Annotated in this window: 26 protein-coding genes and 2 tRNA genes; 5 read left to right on the plus strand and 23 right to left on the minus strand. The window is 64.6% G+C overall.

Translation table 11 applies throughout. The annotated features are described in order from the left end of the window. Window positions 1-3: 3 nt before the first annotated feature. The gene (locus RTK35_RS16315; protein ID WP_316908495.1) at window positions 4-978 is read right to left on the minus strand and encodes a site-specific integrase; all 975 of its coding nucleotides are present in this window, start codon (window positions 976-978) and stop codon (window positions 4-6) included. Window positions 979-1,052: 74 nt separating this feature from the next. On the opposite strand from RTK35_RS16315, the gene RTK35_RS16320 reads away from it, so the two are divergent. Next, window positions 1,053-1,550, plus strand: a complete 498-nt coding sequence (locus tag RTK35_RS16320; protein ID WP_316908496.1) for an HNH endonuclease — start codon at window positions 1,053-1,055, stop codon at window positions 1,548-1,550. Window positions 1,551-1,614: 64 nt separating this feature from the next. Here the strand turns inward: RTK35_RS16320 and RTK35_RS16325 are convergent. From RTK35_RS16325 to dapA, 4 genes are all read right to left on the minus strand, one after another. Continuing rightward, window positions 1,615-1,704 (minus strand) — tRNA-Ser (locus RTK35_RS16325). Window positions 1,705-1,852: 148 nt separating this feature from the next. Continuing rightward, complete coding sequence (locus tag RTK35_RS16330; RefSeq protein ID WP_044414056.1) at window positions 1,853-2,722, minus strand: phosphoribosylaminoimidazolesuccinocarboxamide synthase; 870 nt, start codon at window positions 2,720-2,722, stop codon at window positions 1,853-1,855. Between the two features lie 122 nt (window positions 2,723-2,844). Continuing rightward, the gene (bamC, locus tag RTK35_RS16335; RefSeq protein WP_316908497.1) at window positions 2,845-3,960 is read right to left on the minus strand and encodes an outer membrane protein assembly factor BamC; all 1,116 of its coding nucleotides are present in this window, start codon (window positions 3,958-3,960) and stop codon (window positions 2,845-2,847) included. An 18-nt stretch (window positions 3,961-3,978) separates the two neighbouring features. After that, window positions 3,979-4,857 carry a 4-hydroxy-tetrahydrodipicolinate synthase gene (dapA, locus tag RTK35_RS16340; RefSeq protein ID WP_044414061.1) on the minus strand — a complete coding sequence of 293 codons (879 nt, stop codon included), beginning with the start codon at window positions 4,855-4,857 and terminating at the stop codon, window positions 3,979-3,981. A 166-nt stretch (window positions 4,858-5,023) separates the two neighbouring features. On the opposite strand from dapA, the gene RTK35_RS16345 reads away from it, so the two are divergent. Next, the gene (locus RTK35_RS16345; protein ID WP_044414064.1) at window positions 5,024-5,581 is read left to right on the plus strand and encodes a glycine cleavage system protein R; all 558 of its coding nucleotides are present in this window, start codon (window positions 5,024-5,026) and stop codon (window positions 5,579-5,581) included. Window positions 5,582-5,597: 16 nt separating this feature from the next. Next, window positions 5,598-6,071: a peroxiredoxin gene (locus RTK35_RS16350; RefSeq protein WP_069562186.1), complete on the plus strand. Its 474-nt coding sequence runs from the start codon at window positions 5,598-5,600 to the stop codon at window positions 6,069-6,071. 53 nt (window positions 6,072-6,124) lie between these two features. Here the strand turns inward: RTK35_RS16350 and RTK35_RS16355 are convergent, their stop codons facing one another. Together RTK35_RS16355 and RTK35_RS16360 are read right to left on the minus strand one after the other, a co-directional pair. After that, entirely contained in the window at window positions 6,125-7,204 is a 1,080-nt protein-coding gene (locus RTK35_RS16355) for an AI-2E family transporter (protein WP_316908498.1), read from the minus strand. A 22-nt stretch (window positions 7,205-7,226) separates the two neighbouring features. Beyond that, window positions 7,227-7,466: a sulfurtransferase TusA family protein gene (locus RTK35_RS16360; protein WP_044414073.1), complete on the minus strand. Its 240-nt coding sequence runs from the start codon at window positions 7,464-7,466 to the stop codon at window positions 7,227-7,229. Between the two features lie 106 nt (window positions 7,467-7,572). Between RTK35_RS16360 and RTK35_RS16365 the strand changes: the two genes are divergently transcribed. After that, a complete protein-coding gene (locus RTK35_RS16365) occupies window positions 7,573-9,006 on the plus strand; it encodes a M48 family metalloprotease (protein ID WP_044414076.1) in 1,434 nt (477 codons plus the stop codon). Window positions 9,007-9,066: 60 nt separating this feature from the next. Here RTK35_RS16365 and nadA read toward each other — a convergent pair whose 3' ends face one another. From nadA to aspS, 16 genes are all read right to left on the minus strand, one after another. Next, window positions 9,067-10,125 (minus strand): quinolinate synthase NadA, encoded by a 1,059-nt coding sequence (nadA, locus tag RTK35_RS16370; protein ID WP_316908499.1) that lies wholly within the window; start codon window positions 10,123-10,125, stop codon window positions 9,067-9,069. A 187-nt stretch (window positions 10,126-10,312) separates the two neighbouring features. Continuing rightward, window positions 10,313-10,388 (minus strand) — tRNA-Lys (locus tag RTK35_RS16375). Window positions 10,389-10,447: 59 nt separating this feature from the next. Next, the gene (queC, locus tag RTK35_RS16380; RefSeq protein ID WP_172434414.1) at window positions 10,448-11,122 is read right to left on the minus strand and encodes a 7-cyano-7-deazaguanine synthase QueC; all 675 of its coding nucleotides are present in this window, start codon (window positions 11,120-11,122) and stop codon (window positions 10,448-10,450) included. A gap of 1 nt (window position 11,123) precedes the next feature. Continuing rightward, complete coding sequence (queE, locus tag RTK35_RS16385) at window positions 11,124-11,771, minus strand: 7-carboxy-7-deazaguanine synthase QueE (protein ID WP_316908500.1); 648 nt, start codon at window positions 11,769-11,771, stop codon at window positions 11,124-11,126. Between the two features lie 118 nt (window positions 11,772-11,889). Further along, window positions 11,890-12,711, minus strand: a complete 822-nt coding sequence (gene ybgF, locus RTK35_RS16390) for a tol-pal system protein YbgF (RefSeq protein ID WP_107328286.1) — start codon at window positions 12,709-12,711, stop codon at window positions 11,890-11,892. A 5-nt stretch (window positions 12,712-12,716) separates the two neighbouring features. Then, the gene (pal, locus tag RTK35_RS16395; RefSeq protein WP_044414089.1) at window positions 12,717-13,214 is read right to left on the minus strand and encodes a peptidoglycan-associated lipoprotein Pal; all 498 of its coding nucleotides are present in this window, start codon (window positions 13,212-13,214) and stop codon (window positions 12,717-12,719) included. A gap of 59 nt (window positions 13,215-13,273) precedes the next feature. After that, the gene (gene tolB, locus RTK35_RS16400) at window positions 13,274-14,578 is read right to left on the minus strand and encodes a Tol-Pal system beta propeller repeat protein TolB (RefSeq protein ID WP_074971887.1); all 1,305 of its coding nucleotides are present in this window, start codon (window positions 14,576-14,578) and stop codon (window positions 13,274-13,276) included. Continuing rightward, on the minus strand, window positions 14,575-15,597 hold the full coding sequence (gene tolA, locus RTK35_RS16405) for a cell envelope integrity protein TolA (protein WP_284547021.1): 1,023 nt from the start codon (window positions 15,595-15,597) through the stop codon (window positions 14,575-14,577). The genes tolB and tolA overlap by 4 nt, the downstream gene beginning before the upstream one ends. Further along, window positions 15,597-16,055: a protein TolR gene (gene tolR, locus RTK35_RS16410; RefSeq protein ID WP_044414098.1), complete on the minus strand. Its 459-nt coding sequence runs from the start codon at window positions 16,053-16,055 to the stop codon at window positions 15,597-15,599. The genes tolA and tolR overlap by 1 nt, the downstream gene beginning before the upstream one ends. A gap of 36 nt (window positions 16,056-16,091) precedes the next feature. After that, a complete protein-coding gene (gene tolQ, locus RTK35_RS16415) occupies window positions 16,092-16,787 on the minus strand; it encodes a protein TolQ (protein ID WP_044414101.1) in 696 nt (231 codons plus the stop codon). A 2-nt stretch (window positions 16,788-16,789) separates the two neighbouring features. After that, window positions 16,790-17,236: a tol-pal system-associated acyl-CoA thioesterase gene (gene ybgC / locus RTK35_RS16420; protein ID WP_044414103.1), complete on the minus strand. Its 447-nt coding sequence runs from the start codon at window positions 17,234-17,236 to the stop codon at window positions 16,790-16,792. An 86-nt stretch (window positions 17,237-17,322) separates the two neighbouring features. Next, entirely contained in the window at window positions 17,323-18,375 is a 1,053-nt protein-coding gene (gene ruvB, locus RTK35_RS16425) for a Holliday junction branch migration DNA helicase RuvB (RefSeq protein WP_044414106.1), read from the minus strand. A 6-nt stretch (window positions 18,376-18,381) separates the two neighbouring features. Continuing rightward, window positions 18,382-18,987, minus strand: coding sequence for a Holliday junction branch migration protein RuvA (ruvA, locus tag RTK35_RS16430; RefSeq protein WP_279801597.1), 606 nt, complete (start codon window positions 18,985-18,987; stop codon window positions 18,382-18,384). Between the two features lie 21 nt (window positions 18,988-19,008). Next, on the minus strand, window positions 19,009-19,533 hold the full coding sequence (gene ruvC, locus RTK35_RS16435; RefSeq protein ID WP_044414112.1) for a crossover junction endodeoxyribonuclease RuvC: 525 nt from the start codon (window positions 19,531-19,533) through the stop codon (window positions 19,009-19,011). 133 nt (window positions 19,534-19,666) lie between these two features. Then, window positions 19,667-20,416 (minus strand): YebC/PmpR family DNA-binding transcriptional regulator, encoded by a 750-nt coding sequence (locus tag RTK35_RS16440; RefSeq protein ID WP_044414115.1) that lies wholly within the window; start codon window positions 20,414-20,416, stop codon window positions 19,667-19,669. 62 nt (window positions 20,417-20,478) lie between these two features. Further along, window positions 20,479-22,254, minus strand: a complete 1,776-nt coding sequence (aspS, locus tag RTK35_RS16445; protein ID WP_044414118.1) for an aspartate--tRNA ligase — start codon at window positions 22,252-22,254, stop codon at window positions 20,479-20,481. Between the two features lie 244 nt (window positions 22,255-22,498). On the opposite strand from aspS, the gene RTK35_RS16450 reads away from it, so the two are divergent. Then, on the plus strand, window positions 22,499-23,608 hold the full coding sequence (locus tag RTK35_RS16450) for an HD domain-containing phosphohydrolase (protein ID WP_316908502.1): 1,110 nt from the start codon (window positions 22,499-22,501) through the stop codon (window positions 23,606-23,608). Window positions 23,609-23,684: the final 76 nt, after the last annotated feature.

Consider the following 23,684-nt stretch of genomic DNA (forward strand, 5'->3'; position numbering starts at 1 on the left):
ACCCTAGCCCAGCTTTTCCGCCAACGCGTGCGGACTCAGGTGCGTATAGCGCTTGAGCATCGAAAGCGTCTTGTGGCCGGTGATCGCCGCCACTTCCATCATCGTGAAACCGCGCTCAAACAGCCGACTTGTAGCCTCGTGCCGCAGGTCGTGAAAGCGCAGGTTGACAACGCCCGCCGCCTCGCAGGCTCTGGGGAAGTAGTTGCTTACCGTGTTCAATGACAGGCTGAAGTACCGCCCGTCTATGCGCGCCGGCAGTCCCTGGAGCAGCGCCACCGCTCTGGAGGACAAGGGAACGGCACGTCTTTCGCCGTTCTTGGTGTCCTCCAGATACGCCACCCTCCCCCTTACCTGTTCTCGCCTCAGCAATACCAGTTCAGACCGGCGCATCGCTGTGTCGGCAGCTAGCTCGATGATCACTGGCAGCTCCGCATGTAGCTGAGCGGCGGCCTCGTAGACCTTGCTCAACTCCGCAGAAGTTGGCCGGCGGTCGCGCTCCTTGCTTCCCTTCGGCATTCGGAGGTTCTTGCACGGGTTCGTCAGGCCCTCTATCCCCCATTCCTTCGAGGCTATGGTGTAGAGGTGGCTGATGATGGCCAGATCAAGGCGGACGGTTGCCGAAGACGCGCCGGCCTTGATGCGCTCGTCGCGGTACTCGGCCATGTCGGACGATTTGACGGCAGCCATGGATTTCGCAGATACGGGGTGCGCAATCCATCGCTTGATGCGCAGAGCTTCCTGCTTGGCACCCTTCTTGTGGTCGCTGACCTCGCGCAGGTAGCGCTTCAACCCCTCGGCCAGGGTCGTTTGCTCGGCCTCCCGCACGTCCACGAAGCGCGAGCGCGACATGTCGCCTTCGACCTCGGCTGCCCATCGCTGGGCGTCCGCCTTGGTGTCGAAAGTAGCTGATAGTGTGGGGTATCCCTTGCGGCGGATCTGCGCCCGCCAGGACTCGCCGCGCTTCTCAAAGTAGGCCATGGCGGGGGAATTTATGAGGACGCTGCGTTGGCGTCAATGGCAATAATCCACTGGATGTCAACGGAGAACGTCCAATGCTTACGCAAAAAGAACTCAAGAAGCAGCTCAGCTACGACCCAGAAACAGGGGTATTTACTTGGGCTATCAGGAAGCAAAAGGTAAAACTTGGATCAACGGCAGGAAAGGTCAAGCCGAATGGATACGTAGAGATACGGGTAAACCTTGTCAGCTACTTCGCTCATCGATTGGCGTGGCTGTATATGACAGGGGAATGGCCAGAACACGATATCGACCACATCAATAGAAACCCAAACGACAACAGGTTTTGCAATCTGCGGATGGCGACTAGGTCTCAGAATCTCTGCAACGTAGGCCCCCGGTCGAATTCTACGACAGGCGTTAGGGGAGTCGACTTTCACAAGGCAACCGGGAAGTTCAGAGCAAGAATCAGATTTGATGGTAGGCGCGTGGACCTCGGGTTATTCCCTACTCTGGAAGAGGCCGAACAAGCCTACTTGAGCGCCCAGAAGCTTAACCACGGAGAATTCGCACCCGGAAGCATGGTGAAATGACTGCACCAAAATTCCCCCAAATGAAAAGGCCCCAGAGACGCAAATCTCTGGGGCCCTTGGGATATGGCGGGAAGATAGGGATTTGAACCCTAGGTGCCATTGCTGACACAACGGATTTCGAATCCGTCCCGTTCGGCCACTCCGGCATCTTCCCGAACGGCGCGCATCATACCAGCTCATCCGCCGATGGCGAAGCCCATGAGGCGATTTTTTCGCGTGGTTTCAGATGCTTGCAGCAGGTCGGACTTCCAGCCGCCCGCCGCTCCGTTATCGGGGCGGCAGGCGGTGGGCGTACCCTCGGTTCAGGCGGTGAGCTTGGTGAGGGCTTCGCGGTACTTGTCGGCGGTCTTCTGGGCGACGTCGGCCGGTACGGCGGGCGCCGGCGGCTCCTTGTTCCAGCCGGTGGACTCGAGCCAGTCACGGACGAACTGCTTGTCGAAGCTGGGCGGGTTCTTGCCTTCGACGTAGCTCTCGACGGGCCAGAAGCGGCTGGAGTCGGGGGTGAGCACTTCGTCCATCAGGGTCAGGGTGCCGTCTTCGTCGATGCCGAATTCGAACTTGGTGTCGGCGATGATGATGCCGCGGGTGGCGGCGTATTCGACGGCGGTGCTGTAGAGGGCGATGGCGGTGTCACGGACCTTGGCGGCCAGTTCCTTGCCGATGATGGCTTCGCACTGTTCGAAGGAGATGTTCTCGTCGTGGTCGCCGACGGCGGCCTTGGTGGAGGGGGTGAAGATCGGCTGGGGCAGCTTGGAGGCTTCCTTGAGGCCGGCCGGCAGCTGGATGCCGCAGACGGTGCCGCTCTTCTGGTACTCCTTCCAGCCGGAACCGACGATGTAGCCACGGACGATGGCTTCGACGGCGACGGGCTTGAGGCGCTTGGCGACGACGGCGCGGCCTTCGACGAGGGGCAGCTCGGCGGCGGGGACGACGTCTTCGACGCGGTCACCGGTGAAGTGGTTGGGGACAATGCCGCTGAGCTTGTCGAACCAGAAGTTGGAGATGGCGGTGAGGATCTTGCCTTTCTCGGGGATGGGCTGGTCGAGGATGACGTCGAACGCGGAGAGCCGGTCGGTGGCAACCATGAGCATGCGCTTGTCGTCGATCTCGTACAGGTCGCGGACCTTGCCCGAATAGATCTTCTTCAGGCTCAGGGTGCTGGGAGTGGTCATGTCGTTTTCCGCCTTCATCAAACGAAACAGGCGAAACCGGGGTTTCGCCTATCGGGTTCCGCAGCCTGCACGGGGCCGGCCATTGGATGCCGGGCGGCGCGAGGGCCGCCCGGTTTCGGCTGTCAGCCGAGGTTTTCCTGGATCAGGGTCAGCACGCGGCGCGCCACGTCGGCGGGGGCGACGGTGTTGAGGTCCTTCTCGACGGTGACCTGGACGGTCTCGCCGACGCGGGTCAGGCGGACCTGGTAGCGCTCGGCACGGGCTTCGATCTCTTCCTTGCTCGGCGCGCTGCCGAACAGGCGGCTGAAGAAGCCGGGCTCCTTGTCCTTCTCGGCACCCTCGGCGAGGTTGATGTAGTAGACGCCGAGGCTGCGGTTGATGTCGTCGACGCGGACGTCGCCCATTTCCAGGGCGCGGCCGACGCTGGACCAGCCGCGGTCGAAGTCGGCACCGAGGTTGAGCACGGGGTTGCCGCTGCCGTCCTGGGTGAGGGTGACGCGGCTGGGGGCGTCGAAGTCGCGGGCGGCGAGCAGGGAGACGGAGCCGCCCTGTTCGGCGCTGCGGGCCAGGGTGGCGAGCATTTCGTCCATCAGCGCGGCTTCCAGGCCCGGGCTGTCGGAACGGCTCGGCCAGCCGGTGTCGGCGCTGCTGCCAGCCGGGCGGCTGGTGGTGAGGATGAAGATCTCGGAGGTGTTGCGCTGCACGCCGGGCTCGATGCGCACGCGGGCACGCACTTCGCTGTCGGGCTCCAGGCCGCTCACGCGGCTGCCGAGGCGGCGGGCCAGGGGGGCGGAGAGCTGATCGAGGCGCTGCCAGGCGGTGCTGAATTCACCGGTCTGCGGGCGCTCGTCGGCGATGCGGAAACCGCCGTCCTCGAAGAACTGGCGGGCCACCGGCCAGACTTCGGCCGGTACGCGCTGGGCGACGACCCAGCGGGAGTCGCCGCTCTTCTGCAGGCTGTACTCGCTGACTTCGCCACGCACCTGCAGGGGCTGCGGGCGCGGGACTTCGTAGTCGGGGTCGGTGCGGTTGTCGGCGACGTTGGCCGGGATCGGCAGCAGCGGGTCGAGCCGCTTGCTGTCGGCGTCCGCCGGCAGCTGCATGGGCGCGGCCTGGCGCGCTTCCTGGTAATCGTTGCCGCGGTCGCGGAAGTAGCCTTTTTCGCCCCAGAGCCAGCCGCAACCGCTGGTACTGGAGATCATCAGGGCGAGCGCGGAGAGTCCGGCCAGTCGCTTCATGCGTTGTTGCTCCAAGGGTTAGGCAAGCACGCCGGACTGGCGCAGGGCCTGGCGCAGGGGTTCGTGGCAGCGGGGGCTGAGCCAGGTGAGCGGCAGGCGGATGCCGTCCGGGATCAGGCCCATTTCGTGAAGCGCCCACTTGACCGGGATCGGGTTGGACTCGATGAACAGGGCCTTGTGCAGCGGCATCAGCTTGTCGTTCAGGCCACGCGCGGTGGCGGCATCGCCGGCCATGGCGGCGGCACAGAGCTGGGCCATCTCGCGGGGGGCGACGTTGGCGGTGACGGAGATGTTGCCCTTGCCGCCCATGAGCATCAGCTCGACGGCGGTGGCGTCGTCACCGGAGTAGACGAGGAAGTCCTTGCTGACGCGATCCAGTACTTCCTGGCCGCGCTTGAGGTCGCCGGTGGCTTCCTTGATGCCGATGATGTTGCCGATCTTGGCCAGGCGCTCGACGGTCTCGGGCAGCATGTCGCAGACGGTGCGGCCGGGGACGTTGTAGAGGATCTGGGGGATCGCGACGGATTCGGCGATGTGGCGGAAGTGCTGGTACAGGCCTTCCTGGGTCGGCTTGTTGTAGTAGGGGGTCACCAGCAGGCAGGCATCGGCGCCTACGTCCTTGGCGGCTGCAGTCAGTTCGACCGACTCACGGGTGGAGTTGCCGCCGGTGCCGGCGATGACCGGGATACGGCCGTTGACCTGATCCACCACGCGGCGGATGACTTCGACGTGCTCGGTGACATCCAGGGTGGCCGATTCGCCCGTGGTGCCGACCGCGACTATGGCGTTGGTGCCTTCCTGGAGGTGGAAATCCACCAGCTTGGCCAGGCTCGCCCAGTCCAGTTGACCCTGCGCGTCCATGGGCGTGACAAGCGCCACCATACTGCCCGCAATCATGCAACCGCTCCTGCCGGAAAAAGAGAGCGGTAATGGTACTGGCGGCCTGGGTCCAGCACAAGGTGACACGGGGCCTGCCAGCATTCCCCTTGGCGGCGCTTTTCGCTACCCTTCCCGCTTTGATAGACGCGGCCTCGCCGCCCTCCCCTCGCTTTAGGAACGCTGCATGTCCACCACCCCGCCCCGCGAACAATTCCTCGTGATCAGTGCCCTTGGCCGGAACCCGATGGACCTGACCACCGTGCTCTGCCGCGCCAGCCAGGAAAACCGCTGTGCCGTGGTCAGCAGCCGCATGACCCGCCACGGCGAGTACTGCGCCCTGGTGCTGCAGGTTTCCGGCAGCTGGGATGCGCTGGCGCGCCTGGAGTCCGGTGTACCGGCCCTGGCCAAGCGCCACGACTTCACCACCCACATGGTGCGCAGCGGCCTGCTGGAGCCGCGTCCGAACTCGATGCCGTACGTCGCCTATGTGAGCGCGGTGTACCGCCCGGACATCCTCAGCGAGCTGTGCCAGTTCTTCCTCGACCACCGTGTGGAGATCGAGAACCTGACCTGCGACACCTACCAGGCGCCGCAGACCATGGGCACGATGCTCAACGCGACCATCACCGTGACGCTGCCGGCCGGCACCCAGATCAGCTGGCTGCGCGATCAGTTCCTGGACTTCGCCGATGCGTTGAACCTGGACGCGCTGATCGAACCGTGGCGTCCGCAACACCCCTGAACAGAGGAGCTTTCCCATGGCCGTGAGCCTCGACCAGCCCGTCGCCGATTTCACCGCTGCCGCTACCAGTGGCGTGGAAGTGAAGCTGTCTGACCTGCGTGGCAAGCAGGTGGTGATCTACTTCTACCCGAAGGACAGCACCCCGGGGTGCACCACCGAGGGCCAGGACTTCCGTGATCGCCACGGCGCGTTCGAAGCCGCCAACACGGTGATCTTCGGCGTCTCCCGCGATGGCCTGAAGTCCCATGAGAACTTCAAATGCAAGCAGGCCTTCCCCTTCGAGCTGATCTCGGACAAGGACGAGGCACTGTGCCAGCTGTTCGACGTGATCCGCCAGAAGAAGCTCTACGGCAAGGAGTACCTGGGCGTCGACCGCAGCACCTTCCTGATCGACAAGGACGGCGTGCTGCGCCAGGAATGGCGCGGTGTGAAGGTGCCGGGCCATGCCGACGAGGTGCTGGCAGCCGCGCAGGCGCTGAACAAGGCCTGAGCCCCCGCCGCAATGAAAAATGCCGCGAATCTTCGCGGCATTTTTTTTGTCCGTCACATGATGGGCGCAGGCCCGGCCGGCTCGGCAGAAGTACGTGGCCAGGCATCCAGCACGGCCTTGAACAGGGTGGCCAGGGGGATGGCGAAGAAGATGCCCCAGAAGCCCCACAGCCCGCCGAACAGCAGCACGGCGCAGATGATGGCCACCGGGTGCAGGTTGACCGCTTCGGAGAACAGCAGCGGCACCAGCACGTTGCCATCCAGGGCCTGGATGATGCCGTGGAGGACCATCAGGTAGATGAACTGATCGCCCCAGCCCCACTGGAACAGGCCGATCAACGCCACCGGCACGGTGACCACCACGGCGCCGATGTAGGGCACCACCACCGACAGGCCCACCAGCAGCGCCAGCAGGGCGGCGTAGTTGAGCCCGAGGGAAACGAAGGCGACGTAGGTGACGCCGCCGCAGATGACGATCTCGATGACCTTGCCACGGATGTAGTTGGCGATCTGCTGGTGCAGCTCCTTCCACACGCGGGTCATCAACTGCCGCTCGCGGGGCAGGTAGCCGCTCAGCCAGTGCAGGATCAGTTCGCGGTCCTTGAGGAAGAAGAACACCAGGATCGGCACCAGCACCAGGTAGATCATCAGGTTGACCAGCAGCGGCAGGCTGGAGAGGGAGAAGGTCAGCGCCCACTGGCCGAACTTGCCGATCTCGCTGCGGGTGACCTCGATGGCGTTGAGCACCTGCTCGTCGGTCACCAGGTGCGGGTAGCGCTCCGGCAGCAGCAACAGCAGCGACTGCCACTCGCCGAGCATGCGCGGCAACTCGTTGAAGAGGTTGCTCAGCTGCTGCCAGAGCAGCGGCAACAACACCACGAGGAACAGCGCCAGCAGGCCGATGAACAGGGTGAACACCACCCAGACGGCCGCCGGGCCCGGCATCCGCAGGCGCTCCAGCTGGTTGACCAGCCCCTGCATCAGGAAGGCGAGCACCAGGCCGGCAAGCACCGGGGCGAGCATGTTGCCGAGGGTGAGCACCAGGGTGAAGCCCAGCACGAGGAAGACGGCCAGCACCACGGCCTCTTCATCGGAGAAGTAGCGCTGCACCCAGTCACGAAGCACCTTGAACATCGGAATCCCTCGAACGCGGCGCTCAGGCCTTGCGCAACCAGTAGCGGAACACGCCGTCGGCGGCGTCCTCGTGCAGCAGCTCGTGCCCGGCCAGGCGGGCGAAGGCACGGAAATCGCGTTGCGAACCGGCGTCGGTGGCGGTGACCTTGAGGACTTGGCCGCTGGCGAGGCGGTTGAGTTCGAGCTTGGCCTTGAGCAACGGCAGGGGGCAGTTGAGCCCACTGGCATCCAGCTCGGCGTCGAAGGGGACGGCGTCGGTCATGGGGCATCTCCAGAAGGGCGCCTAGGATACAGAAGCGTTCTCTGCGCTGGCCAGCCGAGCGGAATGAAAGCTACATTTACGCCTTTGCCGCTACGAGCCACCGTGCATGAACCCGTTGCGCCCTACCCTGCTAGCGCTTGCCTGTCTCCTCGCCACGCCGGCCATGGCCGATGACCTGCCCTCGCTGGGGGATGCCAGCTCCTCCATCGTTTCGCCCGACCAGGAACACAAGCTGGGCCGTGCCTGGCTGGGCCTGCTGCGCGCACAGGTGGAGCAACTGCCCGACCCGCAGCTCAAGGAATACGTGGAAAGCAGCGTCTACCGGCTGGCCGAGTCCAGCCAGTTGCAGGACCGCCGCCTGGAATTCGTGCTGCTGAAAAGCCCGCAACTGAACGCCTTCGCCGCACCCGGCGGGATCATCGGCGTCAACGGCGGCCTGTTCCTCTATGCGCCCAACGAAGCCGAGTACGCCTCGGTCATGGCCCACGAACTCGCGCACCTGTCCCAGCGCCACTTCGCACGCGGGGTGGAAGCCCAGCAGCGCATGCAGATCCCGGTGATGGCAGCGATGCTCGCCGGTATCGTCGCGGCAGCGGCCGGCGCCGGTGACGCGGGCATGGCGGCGATCATGTCGACCCAGGCAGCGGCCATCCAGGAGCAGCGGCGCTTCTCCCGCCAGAACGAGCAGGAGGCCGACCGCATCGGCCTGCTCAACCTGGAAAAGGCCGGCTATGACCCACGCGCCATGCCGAACATGTTCGAGCGGCTGATGCGCCAGTACCGCTACGACTCCAAGCCGCCGGAATTCCTGCTGACCCACCCGGTGACCGAATCCCGTATCGCCGATACCCGCAACCGCGCCGAGCAGCTGCCTGCTGGCGGTGTGGAGAACAGCCTGCGCTACCAGCTGATGCGTGCGCGGGTGCAGCTGATGTTCGAGGAAACCCCGGGCATCTCCGCCAAGCGCTTCCGCGCCATGCTGGACAGCGATCCCAAGCTGGACGCGGCGCGCTACGGCCTGGCCATCGCCCAGATCAAGGCCGGCCAGTTGAACGAGGCCCGCGAGGCGCTGACGCAGCTGCTGGCCAAGGCGCCCAACGAGGTGGCCTACAACCTGGCCCAGGTGGACCTGGATATCACCGCCAACCGCCTGCCGGACGCGCAGAAGCGGGTGGACCGGCTGCTCGGCCTCTACCCTGCCAGCTACCCGCTGAAGCAGGCCCGGGTGGACCTGCTGCTGAAGCAGAACAAGCCCCAGGACGCCGAGAAGGTACTGGACGACCTGGCCCGCACCCGCGCCAACGACCCGGACATCTGGTACCAGGTGGCGGAAGTGCGCGGCCTGGCTGGCAACACCATCGGCCTGCACCAGGCCCGTGCCGAATACTTCGCCCTGGTGGGAGATTTCGACCAGGCGATCGAGCAACTGGACTTCGCCAAGCGCCGGGCCAGCAGCAACTTCCCGCTGGCAGCCCGCATCGACGCGCGCCAGCAGGAGCTGATCGAGCAGCAGAAGGCGGTGAAGCAGATGATGCGCTGAGCCTGCGCCGAAACGAAAAAGCCCGGACATTGTCCGGGCTTTTTCTTGGGCGCCGTGGGCTCAGGCGTTGCCGCTGAGCTTCATGCGGGCGGCCTGGGTGAAATCGAGCATGCGCTTGAGCGGCTTGACGGCACGAGGGATCAGCGCGGCGTCGACGAATATCTCGTTGCTGCCTTCACGCAGGCACTGCAGGGTGCGCTCCAGGGTATTCATGGCCATCCACGGGCAATGGGCGCAGCTGCGGCAGGCGGCACCGTTGCCGGCGGTGGGCGCTTCGATGAACTGCTTGTCCGGGCAGAGCTGCTGCATCTTGTAGAAGATGCCGCGGTCGGTGGCGACGATGAAGGTCTTGTTCGGCAGCGTCTGGGCGGCCTTGATCAGCTGGCTGGTGGAGCCGATGGCATCGGCCAGCTCGATGACCGACTCGGGCGACTCCGGGTGCACCAGGATGGCGGCGTCCGGGTAGAGCGCCTTCATGTCTTCGAGCTGCTTGGCCTTGAACTCCTCGTGGACGATGCAGGCACCGTCCCACAGCAACATGTCGGCGCCGGTCTCACGCTGGATATAGCGACCCAGGTGCTGGTCGGGTGCCCAGAGGATCTTCTCGCCGTTGTCCATCAGACTCTCGACGATCTCCAGCGCACAGCTGGAGGTGACGACCCAGTCCGCCCTCGCCTTCACGGCTGCGGAGGTGTTGGCATAGACGACGACCGTGCGCTCGGGGTGCTGGTCGCAGAAGGCGGAGAACTCATCCACCGGGCAGCCCAGGTCGAGGGAGCACGTGGCCTCGAGGGTCGGCATCAGCACGCGCTTCTCGGGGTTGAGGATCTTGGCGGTCTCGCCCATGAAGCGCACGCCAGCGACCACGACGGTCTGGGCAGCGTGCTGGTTGCCGAAGCGCGCCATCTCCAGGGAGTCGGAGACGCAGCCGCCGGTCTCTTCCGCCAGCGCCTGGATGACCGGGTCGCAATAGTAGTGGGCCACCAGGACGGCGTTCTGCGCCTTGAGCTCGGCCGCGATCGCCTGGCGCAGCTTGGTCTCTTCTTCGGGCGTCAGTTGCCGGGGTTGCTTGGCCGCCAGGTGGGCCTGGACGAGGAAACGTTCGGAGAGCTGGGACATGTCTGCGGACCTGCGGGACGCCTGAGCGTGGAAGCCATGTAGAACCACGGGCCGGACGACGGTCAGGCACGCGGGCGGCGGATGATAGCGCAGATCAATGACGGGGTGGATGGCTGCGGCGCCACAACGAAAAAGCGGGAAGACCTTTCGATCTTCCCGCTTCTGTTAGCCTCTTCGAGGCCTTGTATGGTGGGTCGTGTAGGATTCGAACCTACGACCAATTGGTTAAAAGCCAACTGCTCTACCGACTGAGCTAACGACCCAACGCGAGGCGTATAATACTGATTTTATTCAGGAATTCAACACCCCTCGGAAAAATTTTTCAGAAATAAGGTGTCGGATCTTCCACGCCGGCCGCCGCAAAGCCTGCGGCGCGCAGCCGGCAGCTGTCGCACTTGCCGCATGCACGCCCCTGGTCGTCGGCCTGGTAGCAGGAAACGGTCAGGCCGTAGTCCACCCCCTGGGCAATACCGGCCCGGATGATCTCGGCCTTGGAGAGGTTCTGCAGCGGCGCCTGGATACGGAACCCCTGCCCTTCCACACCCGCCTTGGTGGCGAGGTTGGCCATGCGCTCGAAGGCATCGACGAACTCGGGGCGGCAGTCCGGGTAGCCGGAGTAATCCACGGCATTCACACCGATGAAGATGTCGCGCGCACCCAGCACCTCGGCCCAGCCCAGTGCCAGGGAAAGGAACACGGTGTTGCGTGCCGGCACATAGGTGACGGGGATGCCCTCGGTGGGGCTCTCCGGCACGGCGATGCTGTCGTCGGTCAGCGCCGAGCCGCCGATGCCGTTGAGGTTGAGGCCGATGACCTTGTGCTCCACGACACCCAGCTGGCGAGCCACGCGCTCGGCTGCCTGCAGCTCGGCCCGGTGCCGCTGGCCATAGTCGAAGCTCATGGTGTAGCAGGCGTAGCCGTCGGCACGGGCCAGGGCTACGACGGTGGCGGAATCCAGGCCGCCGGAAAGAAGGATGACCGCTTTCTTGTCGCTCATGTCAGTGTCCCGGTTCGTCGTTCCAGAGAATCTTGTGCAGCTGCAGTTGCAGGCGGACGGGCAGGTTGTCCGCCACGATCCAGTCGGCCAGTTGGCGCGCGTCCACCTGGTGGTGGCTGGGGGAGAACAGCACCTCGCCGGCCCGCTGTTCAAGGCGGTACTCGATGAGCTTGGAGACCGCCCAGTCGTAGTCCTCACGGGAGCAGATGACGAACTTCACCTGGTCATTCGGGGTGAGCTGGGCAATGTTCTCGTAGCGGTTGCGCGCGACTTCGGCAGAGCCGGGCGTCTTGAGGTCAAGCACGCGGCTCACGCGGGTGTCGACGGAGGCGATGTCGAGCGCGCCGCTGGTCTCCAGGGACACCTCGTAGCCGGCATCGCACAGGCGCGCCAGCAGCGGGGTGCAGTTGGGCTGGGCCAGCGGCTCGCCCCCGGTAACGCAGACATGGCGCGGCCGGTAGGCGGCCACCTGCTCAAGGATGTCGTCGAGGGACTGGAGTTGCCCGCCATTGAAGGCATAGGCGGTGTCGCAGTACTGGCAGCGCAGGGGACAGCCGGTCAGCCGCACGAATACCGTCGGCAAGCCGGCGGTACGCGTCTCCCCCTGCAACGAGTAGAAGATCTCGGTGATTCGCAGGGTCTGTTGCATAAGGGCCACGGGCGTGACGGCGAAACAGGCCATCCGCCTCCGTTGCGGGTAAGAAGGGCGGCGATTCTAAACGAAAAAACCCGCGACGGGCGCGGGTTTCTCGATGAACGCAAGGGACTCAGCGAAGACGCTGCAGGTCGCGCTGGGCCAGCTGGGCAGCCGAAGTGCCCGGGTACTGGGAAATCACCTGGCGGAGGATGCCCTTGGCCTTGTCGGCGTTACCCAGGCGCTGCTCGACATCGGCGAGCTTGTAGAGCGAGTCGGGCACCTTGGCGTGCTGCGGGTAGGTCTGGCTGACACGGGCAAAGGCCTGGCCAGCACCTTGCAGGTCGCCTTTGGCCAGGTTCACTTCACCGAGCCAATACTGGGCATTACCGGCGTACTGGCTGTTGGGGTATTTGCGCAGGAAAGCGGTGAAGGCCTGGCTGGCCTTGTCGAAGTCCTTGGCCTTGATGAGGTCGAAGGCGGCTTCGTAGTAGAGCTTTTCCTTGGCGGGGTCGGCAGGCTCGTTGCTCGCAGCAGGTTGCTGGGCGGGAGCGGCCGGGGCACCGGCGGCGTTGATGGCGCCATCGGCGGGAGCATTCTGTTGGGCCGGAGCCGGGGCACCTGCGGCGCCAGAGCTCAGCCGGCTGTCCAGGTCCTGGTAGCGTTCCAGGCTCTGTTGCTTCAGCTGTTGGATCTCGTTCTGCTGTTCTTCGACCATGCCGCGCAGGCGACCGATCTCTTCCTGCATCTGCTGCAGTTGCATGAACAGCTCGCCTTGCGCGGAAACCGGGGCTTGCGCCCCGGTTCCGGCATAGGCGCCGTTCGTACCATAACCAGCGGGCGGATAGGCGCCGTAACCGGCGTTGTTTCCGTCCACCACGGGAACCTCGGCAAACGCTGCGAAGGGCAGGCTACCCAGGGCCAATACAGTCAAAGCACGACGGCACTTGCGCATAGCTATTACTTACGCAGCTCTACGCGACGGTTCTGAGCCCAGGACTGCTCGTCGTTGCCGGTGGCAACCGGACGCTCTTCACCGTAGGAAACCAGCTCCAGCTGAGCCGGGGAAACGCCCTGCAGAACCAGGTAGCGCTGAACGGCCTTGGCACGACGCTCACCCAGAGCCATGTTGTACTCGCGGGTGCCGCGCTCGTCGGTGTGGCCTTCCAGGACAACGCGGTTGCCGTTGGCTTTCAGGTCCTTGGCGTGTACGTCCAGAGCGCGCATGGCTTCCGGCTTCAGGTCGGAGCTGTCGTACTCGAAGTAGAAGGTGGTGATGGCGCGCAGAGCGGCTTCTTCGCTCAGGCTGGAATCCAGACCACTGTTGTTGGCGTTGTAGCCAGCGTTCGGATCTACGGCGCCTTCGCCGGAGTTTTCGCCGCCCTTGGAGGAGCAACCTACTGCTACGGCCATGGCCAGAGCCAGTGCTGCGAATTTACCGAACTTGATCATTTCCATCGTTGTAACTCCTAATGAGCCCCAGTGTGTTTAGCAAAAAGCAAATAGTCAGCACCGCGTCAGTTCAGGTACGGCGACCAGGACGGTTCGCGGATATCGCCTTGAACGGTTGGAATTGGAAGCCGCACGCGCCCATTGGTGGACACGAGCATCAGGACTCCCTGGCCCTGCTGGCGGGTGGCGTAGATTAGCATGGTGCCGTTGGGCGCAACAGTGGGCGAATCGTCCAGCGAAGTGTTGGAAAGGATGCGCGGAGCGGCCCCGGCACGGGTCAGATCGAGGGCGGCCACCTTGAAGTTGGTGAAGCCATCCTGGCGGTGGATCATCACCAGGGTCTTCTCGTCAGCGGAGAGTTTCGGGTTGGCGTTGTAGTTGCCCACGAAGGTCACGCGCTGCGGTTCCCCACCGTTGATGTTGGCCTTGTAGATCTGCGGCTTGCCGGCACGGTCGGAGGTGAAGTACAGGGTCTGGCCGTCGGCGCCCCAGAAGGGTTCGGTGTCGATGGCCATGTGGTTGGTGACGCGGCGCAGCTGACGGCTGCCCAGGTCCATCACGTAGATCTCAGGGTTGCCGTCCTTGGACAGGACGAACGCCAGGCGATTGCCTTCCGGCGACCAGGCCGGCGCACCGTTGAGGCCTTCGAAGTTGGTGATCTGCTCGCGGCGACCGGTGTCGATGTGCTGGATGAAGATGCGCGGACGCTTCTGCTCGAACGAGACATAGGCGATGCGACGGCCATCCGGCGCATAGCGCGGCGAGAGGATCGGCTCGCGGGATTGCAGCAGCGTCACGGCACGGGCGCCGTCATAGTCGGAGCGCTGCAGGGTGTAGCGGGTGTTGTTCACCGAGAAGCGCTCTGCGGTGACATACAGCATGCGGGTGGAGAAGGCGCCCTTCACACCGGTGAGCTTCTCGAAAGCCTGGTCGGAGACGTAGTGGGCCATGTCACGCAGCTGGTCGGTGGAACCGCTGACGGTTCCGGCGAACACCTGCTGCTCGGTCGCGACGTTGAACAGAGCGAACTGCACCTGCAGGCGGCCTGCAGCCGGCACGATGCTGCCGACGAGCACGTACTGGGCGCCCAGCGCCTTCCAGTCGCGGTAGATCACTTCGGCTGCCTGGGTCGGCAGGCTGATCATGTTCTGACGCGGGATGGGCTCGAAGTAGCCGGAGTTGCGCAGGTCGTTGCCGATGATCTCGGACATGTCTTCCGGCAGCACGGTGCCGCCCTGCCAGCCGAACGGGACGACAGCGATGGGCGTGGCGCTGTTGGCACCGCCGGTAATCAGTAGCGGGTCAGCGGCCTGAACGGTACCGACCAGCATGGTCAGACCGAGCAGGACGATACGAATCAGTGTGTTCACAGACCTAAATCCTCCGGTTTGAAGATGACGCGACGCTGCCTGTAGAGCTTATCGAAGGTAGCGCGATCCAATTGTTGCATTTCGGGGATACGACCCACGTTGCGCACCGCCGCCACGGCGGAGCTGTCGAACGGCGCATCACCGCTGGAGCGGGTCACGCTGGCGTTGGTGACGGTGCCATCCGGAAGCATCTGGATCAGCAGTTCGACACTCATGCCCTTGCGCGTGGTAGGCGGCTTCTGCCAGTTCTCGCTGATCAGCTTGATGATCAGGTCATCCAGGCTACCAATCACCTGGTCACCTACCTCATCGGCAAGCGCCTGCTGGTTCTCGGCCTTGTCGGACAGGAGGTCTGCCAACGCAGCCGCCTTCTGGTCACGGGCCGCCTTGCGCTTGGCTTCTTCCGCCGCTTTCTTCTTGGCCTCTTCGGCTGCCTTTTTCTTGGCATCCTCGGCGGCTTTCTTCTTCGCTTCCTCGGCCGCCTTCTTCTTGGCGTCCTCAGCCGCTTTCTTCTTCGCCTCTTCGGCGGCCTTCTTCTTGGCCTCCTCTTCGGCTTTTTTCTTGGCTTCTTCCTCGGCCTTCTTCTTGGCGATGTCGGCCTGCTGCTTCTTGGCCGCTTCCTCGGCCGCCTTCTTGGCGTCCTCAGCCTTCTTCGCCTCTTCGGCTTTCTTGGCTTCTGCCGCCTTTCGAGCTTCTTCGGCTTTCTTTTGTTCCGCGGCCTTGGCGGCAGCCACTTTCTGCTCTTCCGCCTTCTTCATTTCCAGCTGCTCGGCTTCATACATCGGAGCAGCGGTCTTCTTGGCCTCGCCGGCGATCTTCTGGTTGGTCTGGGTGGTCGCCTGGCTCTGGGACTTCAACTGGTAAAGCGTGGCCTGGACGATGGGGCGCGCAGGCGGCAGCTCCGGGGTGAAGGCGAAGCTGACGAAGAGCATGCCGAAGATGAGCACATGCAGCCCGACAGCCCATACGACGGGCCAGAAGTAGCTTTCAGAAGGGGAGCGTTCGCTCTGCTGATGCATCAGGGCGCCTCGGTGATCAGCCCGACATTGCCGACGCCGGCCTGCTGCAGGCCACCCATGACCGCCATGACGGAGCCATAGTCGACCGCCTTGTCACCCCGGACGAAGACCTGGACCTTCTTACCCTGGCTGGCGTTCTGGCTCATGATCGCGGTCACAGTGCGCACCAGGTCCGGCAGTGCCGTGGCGGTTTCGCTGCCCTTGCCCTGGTCCGGGTCGACTTCCTCGCCCATGTTCCAGTAGTAGGTCTTGTCGGCCTTGATGGAGATGGTGAGCACGCGGGAGTTGTTGTCCTGCGGCAGCACCTCGCTGGAGACCTTGGGCAGGTCGACCTTGACGCCCTGGTTGAGCATGGGCGCCGTCACCATGAAGATGACCAGCAGCACCAGCATCACGTCGATGTAGGGCACCACGTTCATCTCGGCGACCGGCTTGCGTTTATGGCGGTTTCTGGCCATGGCTTGGAACCTGTCCTTTCGTTGAACCTGCGTCTATCACTCGTCGCTGGTGTGCACCTTGCGGTGCAGGATGGCCTGGAACTCGTCGGCGAAGGTGTAGTAGCGACCGATCAGGGTTTCGCCACGGGCCGAGAAGCGGTTGTAGGCGATGACCGCCGGGATCGCCGCGAACAGGCCGATGGCGGTGGCGATCAGGGCCTCGGCGATGCCGGGGGCAACGGTCGCCAGGGTGGCCTGCTGGACCTGAGCCAGGCCACGGAAGGAGTTCATGATCCCCCAGACGGTGCCGAACAGGCCGATGTAGGGGCTGGTGGAGCCGACGGTGGCGAGGAACGGCAGGCTCTGCTCGAGCTTTTCCTCTTCACGGGAAATGGCCACGCGCATGGCACGGGCCACGCCCTCCATCACCGCGTCCGGGTCGACGCCGGGCTGCTGGCGCAGGCGGGAAAACTCCTTGAAACCGGCACGGAAGATCTGCTCCACACCGCAATCCGGATCCGGGTTGCTGCCGGCCTGGCGGTACAGCTTGGACAGGTCGATGCCCGACCAGAAGCGCTCCTCGAAGGCCTCCAGGGACTTCTTGGCCGCACGCAGCAGGTTGCTGCGCTGGAAAATCATGATCCACGAGGTGACCGAGGCGGCCACCAGGGTGAGCATGACCAGTTGCACCACGAGGCTGGCGTTGCTGATCAGGCTCCACATGGAGGTATGGTCGACGACGTTGGCTTCCACGCTTAGTCTCCTGCAGGGGATTGGCCCGGTACGGCGGCGAAGGCTTCACGCAGCGCTTCGGGGATCGCCCGGGGTTTCAAACTGTCGGCGCGCACACAGGCCACCAGGAACTGCCCTTCGCAGAGCAGCGCATCATCCGTAACCCGCCTCACCTGTTGACGAAACTTCAGGCTCGCACGGTTCAATTCGATCACTTCGGCGCTGATGGCCAGTTCATCGTCCAGGCGGGCCGGCTTGTGGTAACGCGCTTCGGCTGAGTGCACGACGAACAACAGGTTCTCCCCGACCAGCTCGGACTGGGCAAAACCCAGGCTCCGTAGGTACTCGGTTCGAGCCCGCTCCATGAACTTGAGGTAGTTGACGTAATAGACGATGCCGCCGGCATCGGTGTCCTCGTAATAGACGCGGCTCCGATGCACGAAAGGTGGGGCCTCATTTTGCGCGCGCATACTCTAGTGCTTACTCCAAGGGTTGCCAATCCGGCCCGACAACTGTTTTTGCGCCGTTCCGACGCACGCTTCGACCGCGGGGATGTTCATTCGTCACCCGGGGTGAACAAATCCCCCGAGGGCTCCTCCAGCAGCCGCCCCGGCAGCTTCAGGCCGAAGTGCAGGTAGGCATGCCGGGTAACCACCCGTCCGCGCGGGGTGCGCATGATGTAGCCCTGCTGGATCAGGTAGGGCTCCAGCACGTCCTCGATGGTGTGCCGCTCTTCGCTGATGGCAGCGGCGAGGCTGTCGACGCCGACCGGGCCACCGTCGAACTTGTCGATCATCGCCAGCAGTAGACGCCGGTCCTGATGGTCGAAGCCACGTTCATCCACATCCAGCAGGTTGAGCGCCTGGTCAGCGATGACGCGGGTGATCTGCCCCTGGGCCCGGACTTCGGCAAAATCCCGCACGCGGCGCAGCAGGCGGTTGGCGATACGCGGCGTGCCACGGGCGCGGCGGGCGATCTCGAAGGCGCCCTCCGGCTCGATGTGCAGGCCGAGGATGCCGGCGGAGCGCGCCACGATGGTGGAGAGGTCCTGGGTGTTGTAGAACTCCAGGCGCTGGACGATACCGAAGCGATCCCGCAGCGGGTTGGTCAGCATCCCGGCGCGGGTGGTGGCCCCTACCAGGGTGAAGGGCGGCAGGTCGAGCTTGATCGAACGGGCCGCCGGGCCTTCGCCGATCATGATGTCCAGTTGGAAGTCTTCCATCGCCGGGTAGAGCACTTCCTCGACCACGGGCGAGAGGCGGTGGATTTCGTCGACGAACAGCACGTCGCCCGCTTCGAGGTTGGTCAGCAGCGCCGCCAGGTCGCCTGGTCGCTCCAGCACCGGGCCGGAGGTGCTCTTGAGGGAGACGCCCATCTCGTGGGCGATGATGTTGGCCAGGGTGGTCTTGCCCAGGCCGGGCGGACCGAAGATCAGGGTATGGTCCAGGGCCTCCCCCCGCCCCTTGGCGGCCTTGATGAACAGCTCCATCTGCTCGCGCACCACCGGCTGGCCGATGTAGTCGGCCAGGCTCAGCGGGCGAATGGCACGGTCCAGCTGTTCGTCGCGGTCACGGCTGCTGGCAGTGATCAGGCGGTCGGCTTCGATCATCGGGGCTTACACCATTCCTTTCAGGGCGCGGCGGATCATTTCCTCGCTGGACAACCCTTCTTCCTTGATCGCAGCGACGGCGCGGCTGGCTTCCTGCGGCCTGAAGCCGAGGGCGATGAGGGCGCTGAGGGCGTCGCTTTCGGCGCTGGAAACACCGGCACCGGCCACAGGCTCGACAATGAGCGGGGCGATGGTGGGCATGTTCTCCCAGGCCTTGAAACGGTCCTTGAGCTCCACCAGCAGGCGCTCGGCGGTCTTCTTGCCGACGCCGGGGATCTTCACCAGCGTGGACGTGTCCTGGGCCTGCACGCAGCGAACCAGTTCATCCACTTCCAGCCCGGACATGAGTGCCAGGGCCAGCTTGGGGCCGACGCCGTTGAGGCGGATCAGCTCGCGGAACAGCTCCCGGTCACGGCGCTCGTAGAAGCCATAGAGCAGGTGCGCGTCCTCCCGCACCACCAGGTGGGTGTGCAGGGTGACGGGCTCGCCGACACTGGGCAGGCGGTAGAGGGTGGTCATGGGCACTTCCAGTTCGTAGCCGACGCCATTGACGTCGAGGATCAGGTGCGGCGGCTGTTTCTCCGCCAAGGTGCCACGCAAACGTCCGATCACGAAGAGCGTCCTTAAATGAGGTTACAAACGCAGGCGGCCACTGCGCCGCTTGGCGGTGGCCAGTCCATGGGGAATCAGGCTCTGCCGATGGTGGGCGTGGCAGAGGGCGATGGCCAGGGCGTCGGAGGCGTCGATCTGCGGCTTCTGCACCAGCTTGAGCAGGTGCATGACCATCATCTGCACCTGCTGCTTGTCGGCGCCGCCAGTGCCAGCAATGGCCTGCTTCACCTGGCTGGCGGTGTACTCGGCCACCTCCAGCCCCTCCTCCACCGCCGCCACGATGGCAGCCCCGCGGGCCTGCCCGAGCTTGAGGGCGGAGTCGGCATTGCGCGCCATGAACACCTGTTCGATGCCCATGGTGACGGGGCCGTGGGTCTGGATCACTTCACGCACGCCACGGAAGACGATCTGCAGGCGCTCCTGCAGCGGGCCCGCCCCTGTGCGTATGCAGCCGGAAGCGACGTACTCGCACCCTCGCCCGGTGTCACGCACCACACCGTAGCCGGTGATGCGCGAACCCGGGTCGATACCAAGAATCAGGGTCATACCGCCCGTCTCTCCACGTGCCGGCGAACCAGCACACTGTCTATTTATCCAGCCGCGAGTATACGGACCGGCCCTCCAACAAAAAAGCCGGAAGCGCACCAGGCGACTTCCGGCTTCAGGCGCAGGCTGGAACTCAGTCCAGCTGCTCCATGATCTCGTCGGGGATCTCGGCGTTGTGATAGACGTTCTGCACGTCGTCGAGGTCTTCGAGCATGTCGATCAGCTTCAGCACCTTCTGGGCGGTCTCCAGGTCGGCGATGGGAGCGCTGATGGACGGGATCATGGCGATCTCGGCTTCCTCACCCTTGAACCCGGCAGCCTGCAGGGCCTCGTTCACGGCATGGAAGTCGGGGAAGCTGGTGGATACCAGAGCGGAACCATCCTCGCCCATTTCCACGTCCTCGGCACCGGCCTCCAGGGCTGCTTCCATCAGCGCATCTTCGTCGACGCCAGGGGCGAAGCTGATCTGGCCCTTGCGGTCGAACATGTAGGCGACGGAACCGTCGGTCCCCAGGTTGCCCCCGCACTTGGTGAAGGCGTGGCGCACTTCGGCGGCGGTGCGGTTACGGTTGTCGGTCATGGCCTCGATGATGATGGCCACGCCACTGGGCGCGTAACCCTCGTAGGTCAGCTCGGCCATGTTGTCGGCATCGTTGTTGCCGGCACCACGGGCGATGGCGCGATCGATGGTGTCGCGCGGCATGTTGGCGGTCAGCGCCTTGTCCACGGCCAGGCGCAGACGCGGGTTGTCCGCCGGGTTCGGGCCGCCGTGCTTGGCCGACACGGTCAGCTCACGGATCAGTTTGGTGAAGATCTTGCCCCGCTTGGCGTCCTGCCGACCCTTGCGGTGCTTGATGTTGGCCCACTTGGAATGACCAGCCATAACGCACTCCGTACTCTGCTTTGACGGACGGCGCCCTGGGGCGCCGTCGCGGTTGGTTCTACTTACTCAGCCTTGGGCTGCTCGCGCAGCCGGATGTTCAGCTCGCGCAGGGCCTTGGCATCCACGACACCCGGCGCCTGGGTCATGACGCAGGCGGCACTCTGGGTTTTCGGGAAGGCGATCACTTCGCGGATCGACGAGGCGCCGGTCATCAGCATCACCAGGCGGTCCAGGCCGAAGGCCAGGCCGCCATGCGGCGGAGCACCGAACTTCAGGGCGTCCAGCAGGAAGCCGAACTTCTCCTGCTGCTCGTCTTCGCTGATGCCCAGCACGCGGAACACCGCCTGCTGCATCGCCTTGTCGTGGATACGGATCGAACCGCCACCCAGCTCGGTGCCGTTGAGCACCATGTCGTAAGCGCGGGACAGCGCGGCGGCCGGGTTGGCCTCCAGCTCTTCCGGGCTGCACTTGGGCGAGGTGAAGGGGTGGTGCATGGCGGTGAGACTGCCGTCGTCGTTCTCTTCGAACATCGGGAAGTCGACCACCCACAGCGGAGCCCACTCGCAGGTCAGCAGGTTCAGGTCGTGGCCCAGGCGGATGCGCAGAGCACCCAGGGCGTCGCAGACGACCTTGGCCTTGTCGGCACCGAAGAACACGATGTCACCATCGACCGCACCTACGCGATCGAGGATCACGTTCAGGTTCGGCTCGGCGATGTTCTTGACGATGGGCGACTGCAGGCCCTCGACGCCCTTGGCGCGCTCGTTGACCTTGATGTAGGCCAGGCCCTTGGCACCGTAGTTGCCGACGAACTTGGTGTACTCGTCGATCTTGCTGCGCGGCATGCTCGCACCGCCCGGTACACGCAGGGCGGCGACGCGGCCTTTCGGGTCGTTGGCCGGGCCGGAGAAGACCTTGAAGTCGACATCCTTCAGTTGGTCAGCCACGTCCACCAGCTCCAGCGGGATACGCAGGTCCGGCTTGTCGGAGCCATAGCGGCGCATGGCTTCGGCCAGGGTCATGTGGGGGAATTCGCCGAACTCCAGATCCAGCACTTCCTTGAACAGGTTGCGGATCATGGTCTCGGTGATGCCCATGATGTCGTTCTCATCGAGGAAGCTGGTCTCGATGTCGATCTGGGTGAATTCCGGCTGACGGTCGGCACGCAGGTCCTCGTCGCGGAAGCACTTGGCGATCTGGTAGTAGCGGTCGAAGCCGGCCACCATCAGCAGCTGCTTGAAGAGCTGGGGCGACTGCGGCAGGGCGAAGAAGCTGCCGGGATGGGTGCGGCTGGGCACCAGGTAGTCGCGGGCGCCTTCCGGAGTGGCGCGGGTGAGGATCGGGGTCTCGACGTCGAGGAAGCCGTTCTCGTCCAGGTAGCGGCGGATGCTGCTGGTGATGCGCGAGCGCAGCTTCAGCTTGGCGGCCATTTCCGGGCGACGCAGGTCGATGAAACGGTAGCGCAGGCGGGTTTCCTCGCCCACGTCGGAGTACTCGTCCAGCGGGAAGGGCGGGGTTTCGGCCTGGTTCAGGACTTCCAGCTCATAGCCCAGCACCTCGATGGCACCGGACGCCATGTTGGCGTTGCGCGCTCCCTCGGGGCGCAGGCGCACCTTGCCGGTGATCTTGACCACGTACTCGCTGCGCACGCGGTCGGCCTTGGCGAAGGTGTCGGCACGATCCGGGTCGAAGACCACCTGGGCCAAGCCTTCACGATCGCGGATATCAAGGAAGATGACCCCGCCATGGTCGCGACGGCGGTGAACCCAGCCGCAAAGGGTGATTTCCTGGCCGTCCAGGCTCTCGTTCAGTTGGCCGCAATAATGGCTGCGCATCATGGTCGTGTTTCGCTTCTCTGAGTCGTGAATTCGTCGGGCCGCTGGGCACGAGGGGAAATATCGTCCATCGGCGCCAGACCGGCCGACAAGGCGACCGGAGGCGCATCGCCCCGGTGCTTCGGCAGGCCGAGCACAGGCCCGCAACCGTGGCAAAGGGCCGGATTATATATGGTTAATCGATACCGCGCAGCCGCCCGCCCACAGGCTTTCTATACTCAAATCCCCGAGCACGCGGAGCCTCACCATGGCCACCCAACGCCCAGCCGACTTCAATCAGGACCTCCTTGATGATTTCCGCCAGGAAGCCTACGAGGGCTTCAATCGCTGCGAGCAACTACTGATCGATCTGGAGCGCACGCCAACCGATCCGGAGCGACTGCGCCAGCTCTTCCGCCAGGTCCACAGTTTCAAGGGCAACCTGGGCTACGTCGGCCTCGAACGCCTCAACACCCTGCCTCAGGCCCTGGAGGATGTCCTCGACCAGCTGCGCGAGGGACGGCTGACCTTCGACAGCCTGCTGGGCGACATCATGCTGCTGATACTGGATCGCCTGCGCGATCTGGTCAGGGGCGCACTGGCCGGTGAGCCTGGGCTGCCCCCCGACACCCTGCCACTGGCCAAGGCGCTGTCGTCGCTGGCCCAGGCGCCCGAGCAACGGCAGACGGAGATGCGCCAGGCCTTGCTGTTCCGCCTGGACCCGAACACGCGATTGATCACGCCACAGGCCGACCCCGTAACAGCCACCGGCGCCCTGACACGCCACGGGCTATCGGATGACCCCGACCTGGCGTTCTTCCTCGACCTCATGCAAGCCGCCGAGCGGCGCTCGCACTATTGGCTCGGTCGGGGTGAGCGCCAGTTGGAGGTGGCACTGGCGATGAACCGCCGCGCCGGCCACCCCGTCGACCCGCGTCAACTCGCCACGGCCGTATGCCTTCATGACCTGGGCATGGCGCTGATGCCCCTCCCACTCCTGCACAAGGCCGAACGCCTGACTCGGGAGGAGCGCCGTCTGATGCAAGCGCATCCTCGGATGGGCGCCGACCTGCTGCGACGCCTGCCCCAGTGGGACGAAGCGGCCGAGATCATCCTTCAACACCAGGAGCACGCGGACGGAAGCGGCTACCCCAAAGGGCTGCGCGAGACGGAGATCGTCCCCGGCGCGCTGATCCTGAACATCGTCGACACCTTCGACGCACGCACCCACGAACGCGCCCACCAGACGCTCAGCAAGCGCCCCGTCCTGCGTGCGATCCTGGAGATCAATGGCCTGGCCGGCAGCCAGTTCAGCGCCCACTGGGTCGAGGTATTCAATGCCTGCCTCGGCGAAGAGCCCCACCTGACCCGGCTGTAACGCCCGCCGCGCAGCCGCTCCCCGATGCGCGACGATAGGCATAAGGCATCGCAACCATTGATTTTTACCGGCATCG

This window comes from Pseudomonas sp. zfem003 (assembly GCF_032621675.1).
In the GTDB taxonomy this organism is placed as follows: domain Bacteria; phylum Pseudomonadota; class Gammaproteobacteria; order Pseudomonadales; family Pseudomonadaceae; genus Metapseudomonas; species Metapseudomonas otitidis.

Excerpts from the sequence above, each read along its gene's own strand:
- RTK35_RS16315 (WP_316908495.1), bottom strand. The coding sequence starts at position 978 with ATGGCCTACTTTGAGAAGCGCGGCGAGTCCTGGCGGGCGCAGATCCGC.
- RTK35_RS16320 (WP_316908496.1), top strand. The coding sequence starts at position 1,053 with ATGCTTACGCAAAAAGAACTCAAGAAGCAGCTCAGCTACGACCCAGAA.
- RTK35_RS16330 (WP_044414056.1), bottom strand. The coding sequence starts at position 2,722 with ATGACCACTCCCAGCACCCTGAGCCTGAAGAAGATCTATTCGGGCAAG.
- bamC (WP_316908497.1), bottom strand. The coding sequence starts at position 3,960 with ATGAAGCGACTGGCCGGACTCTCCGCGCTCGCCCTGATGATCTCCAGT.
- dapA (WP_044414061.1), bottom strand. The coding sequence starts at position 4,857 with ATGATTGCGGGCAGTATGGTGGCGCTTGTCACGCCCATGGACGCGCAG.
- RTK35_RS16345 (WP_044414064.1), top strand. The coding sequence starts at position 5,024 with ATGTCCACCACCCCGCCCCGCGAACAATTCCTCGTGATCAGTGCCCTT.
- RTK35_RS16350 (WP_069562186.1), top strand. The coding sequence starts at position 5,598 with ATGGCCGTGAGCCTCGACCAGCCCGTCGCCGATTTCACCGCTGCCGCT.
- RTK35_RS16355 (WP_316908498.1), bottom strand. The coding sequence starts at position 7,204 with ATGTTCAAGGTGCTTCGTGACTGGGTGCAGCGCTACTTCTCCGATGAA.
- RTK35_RS16360 (WP_044414073.1), bottom strand. The coding sequence starts at position 7,466 with ATGACCGACGCCGTCCCCTTCGACGCCGAGCTGGATGCCAGTGGGCTC.
- RTK35_RS16365 (WP_044414076.1), top strand. The coding sequence starts at position 7,573 with ATGAACCCGTTGCGCCCTACCCTGCTAGCGCTTGCCTGTCTCCTCGCC.
- nadA (WP_316908499.1), bottom strand. The coding sequence starts at position 10,125 with ATGTCCCAGCTCTCCGAACGTTTCCTCGTCCAGGCCCACCTGGCGGCC.
- queC (WP_172434414.1), bottom strand. The coding sequence starts at position 11,122 with ATGAGCGACAAGAAAGCGGTCATCCTTCTTTCCGGCGGCCTGGATTCC.
- queE (WP_316908500.1), bottom strand. The coding sequence starts at position 11,771 with ATGCAACAGACCCTGCGAATCACCGAGATCTTCTACTCGTTGCAGGGG.
- ybgF (WP_107328286.1), bottom strand. The coding sequence starts at position 12,711 with ATGCGCAAGTGCCGTCGTGCTTTGACTGTATTGGCCCTGGGTAGCCTG.
- pal (WP_044414089.1), bottom strand. The coding sequence starts at position 13,214 with ATGGAAATGATCAAGTTCGGTAAATTCGCAGCACTGGCTCTGGCCATG.
- tolA (WP_284547021.1), bottom strand. The coding sequence starts at position 15,597 with ATGCATCAGCAGAGCGAACGCTCCCCTTCTGAAAGCTACTTCTGGCCC.
- tolR (WP_044414098.1), bottom strand. The coding sequence starts at position 16,055 with ATGGCCAGAAACCGCCATAAACGCAAGCCGGTCGCCGAGATGAACGTG.
- ybgC (WP_044414103.1), bottom strand. The coding sequence starts at position 17,236 with ATGCGCGCGCAAAATGAGGCCCCACCTTTCGTGCATCGGAGCCGCGTC.
- ruvB (WP_044414106.1), bottom strand. The coding sequence starts at position 18,375 with ATGATCGAAGCCGACCGCCTGATCACTGCCAGCAGCCGTGACCGCGAC.
- ruvC (WP_044414112.1), bottom strand. The coding sequence starts at position 19,533 with ATGACCCTGATTCTTGGTATCGACCCGGGTTCGCGCATCACCGGCTAC.
- RTK35_RS16440 (WP_044414115.1), bottom strand. The coding sequence starts at position 20,416 with ATGGCTGGTCATTCCAAGTGGGCCAACATCAAGCACCGCAAGGGTCGG.
- aspS (WP_044414118.1), bottom strand. The coding sequence starts at position 22,254 with ATGATGCGCAGCCATTATTGCGGCCAACTGAACGAGAGCCTGGACGGC.
- RTK35_RS16450 (WP_316908502.1), top strand. The coding sequence starts at position 22,499 with ATGGCCACCCAACGCCCAGCCGACTTCAATCAGGACCTCCTTGATGAT.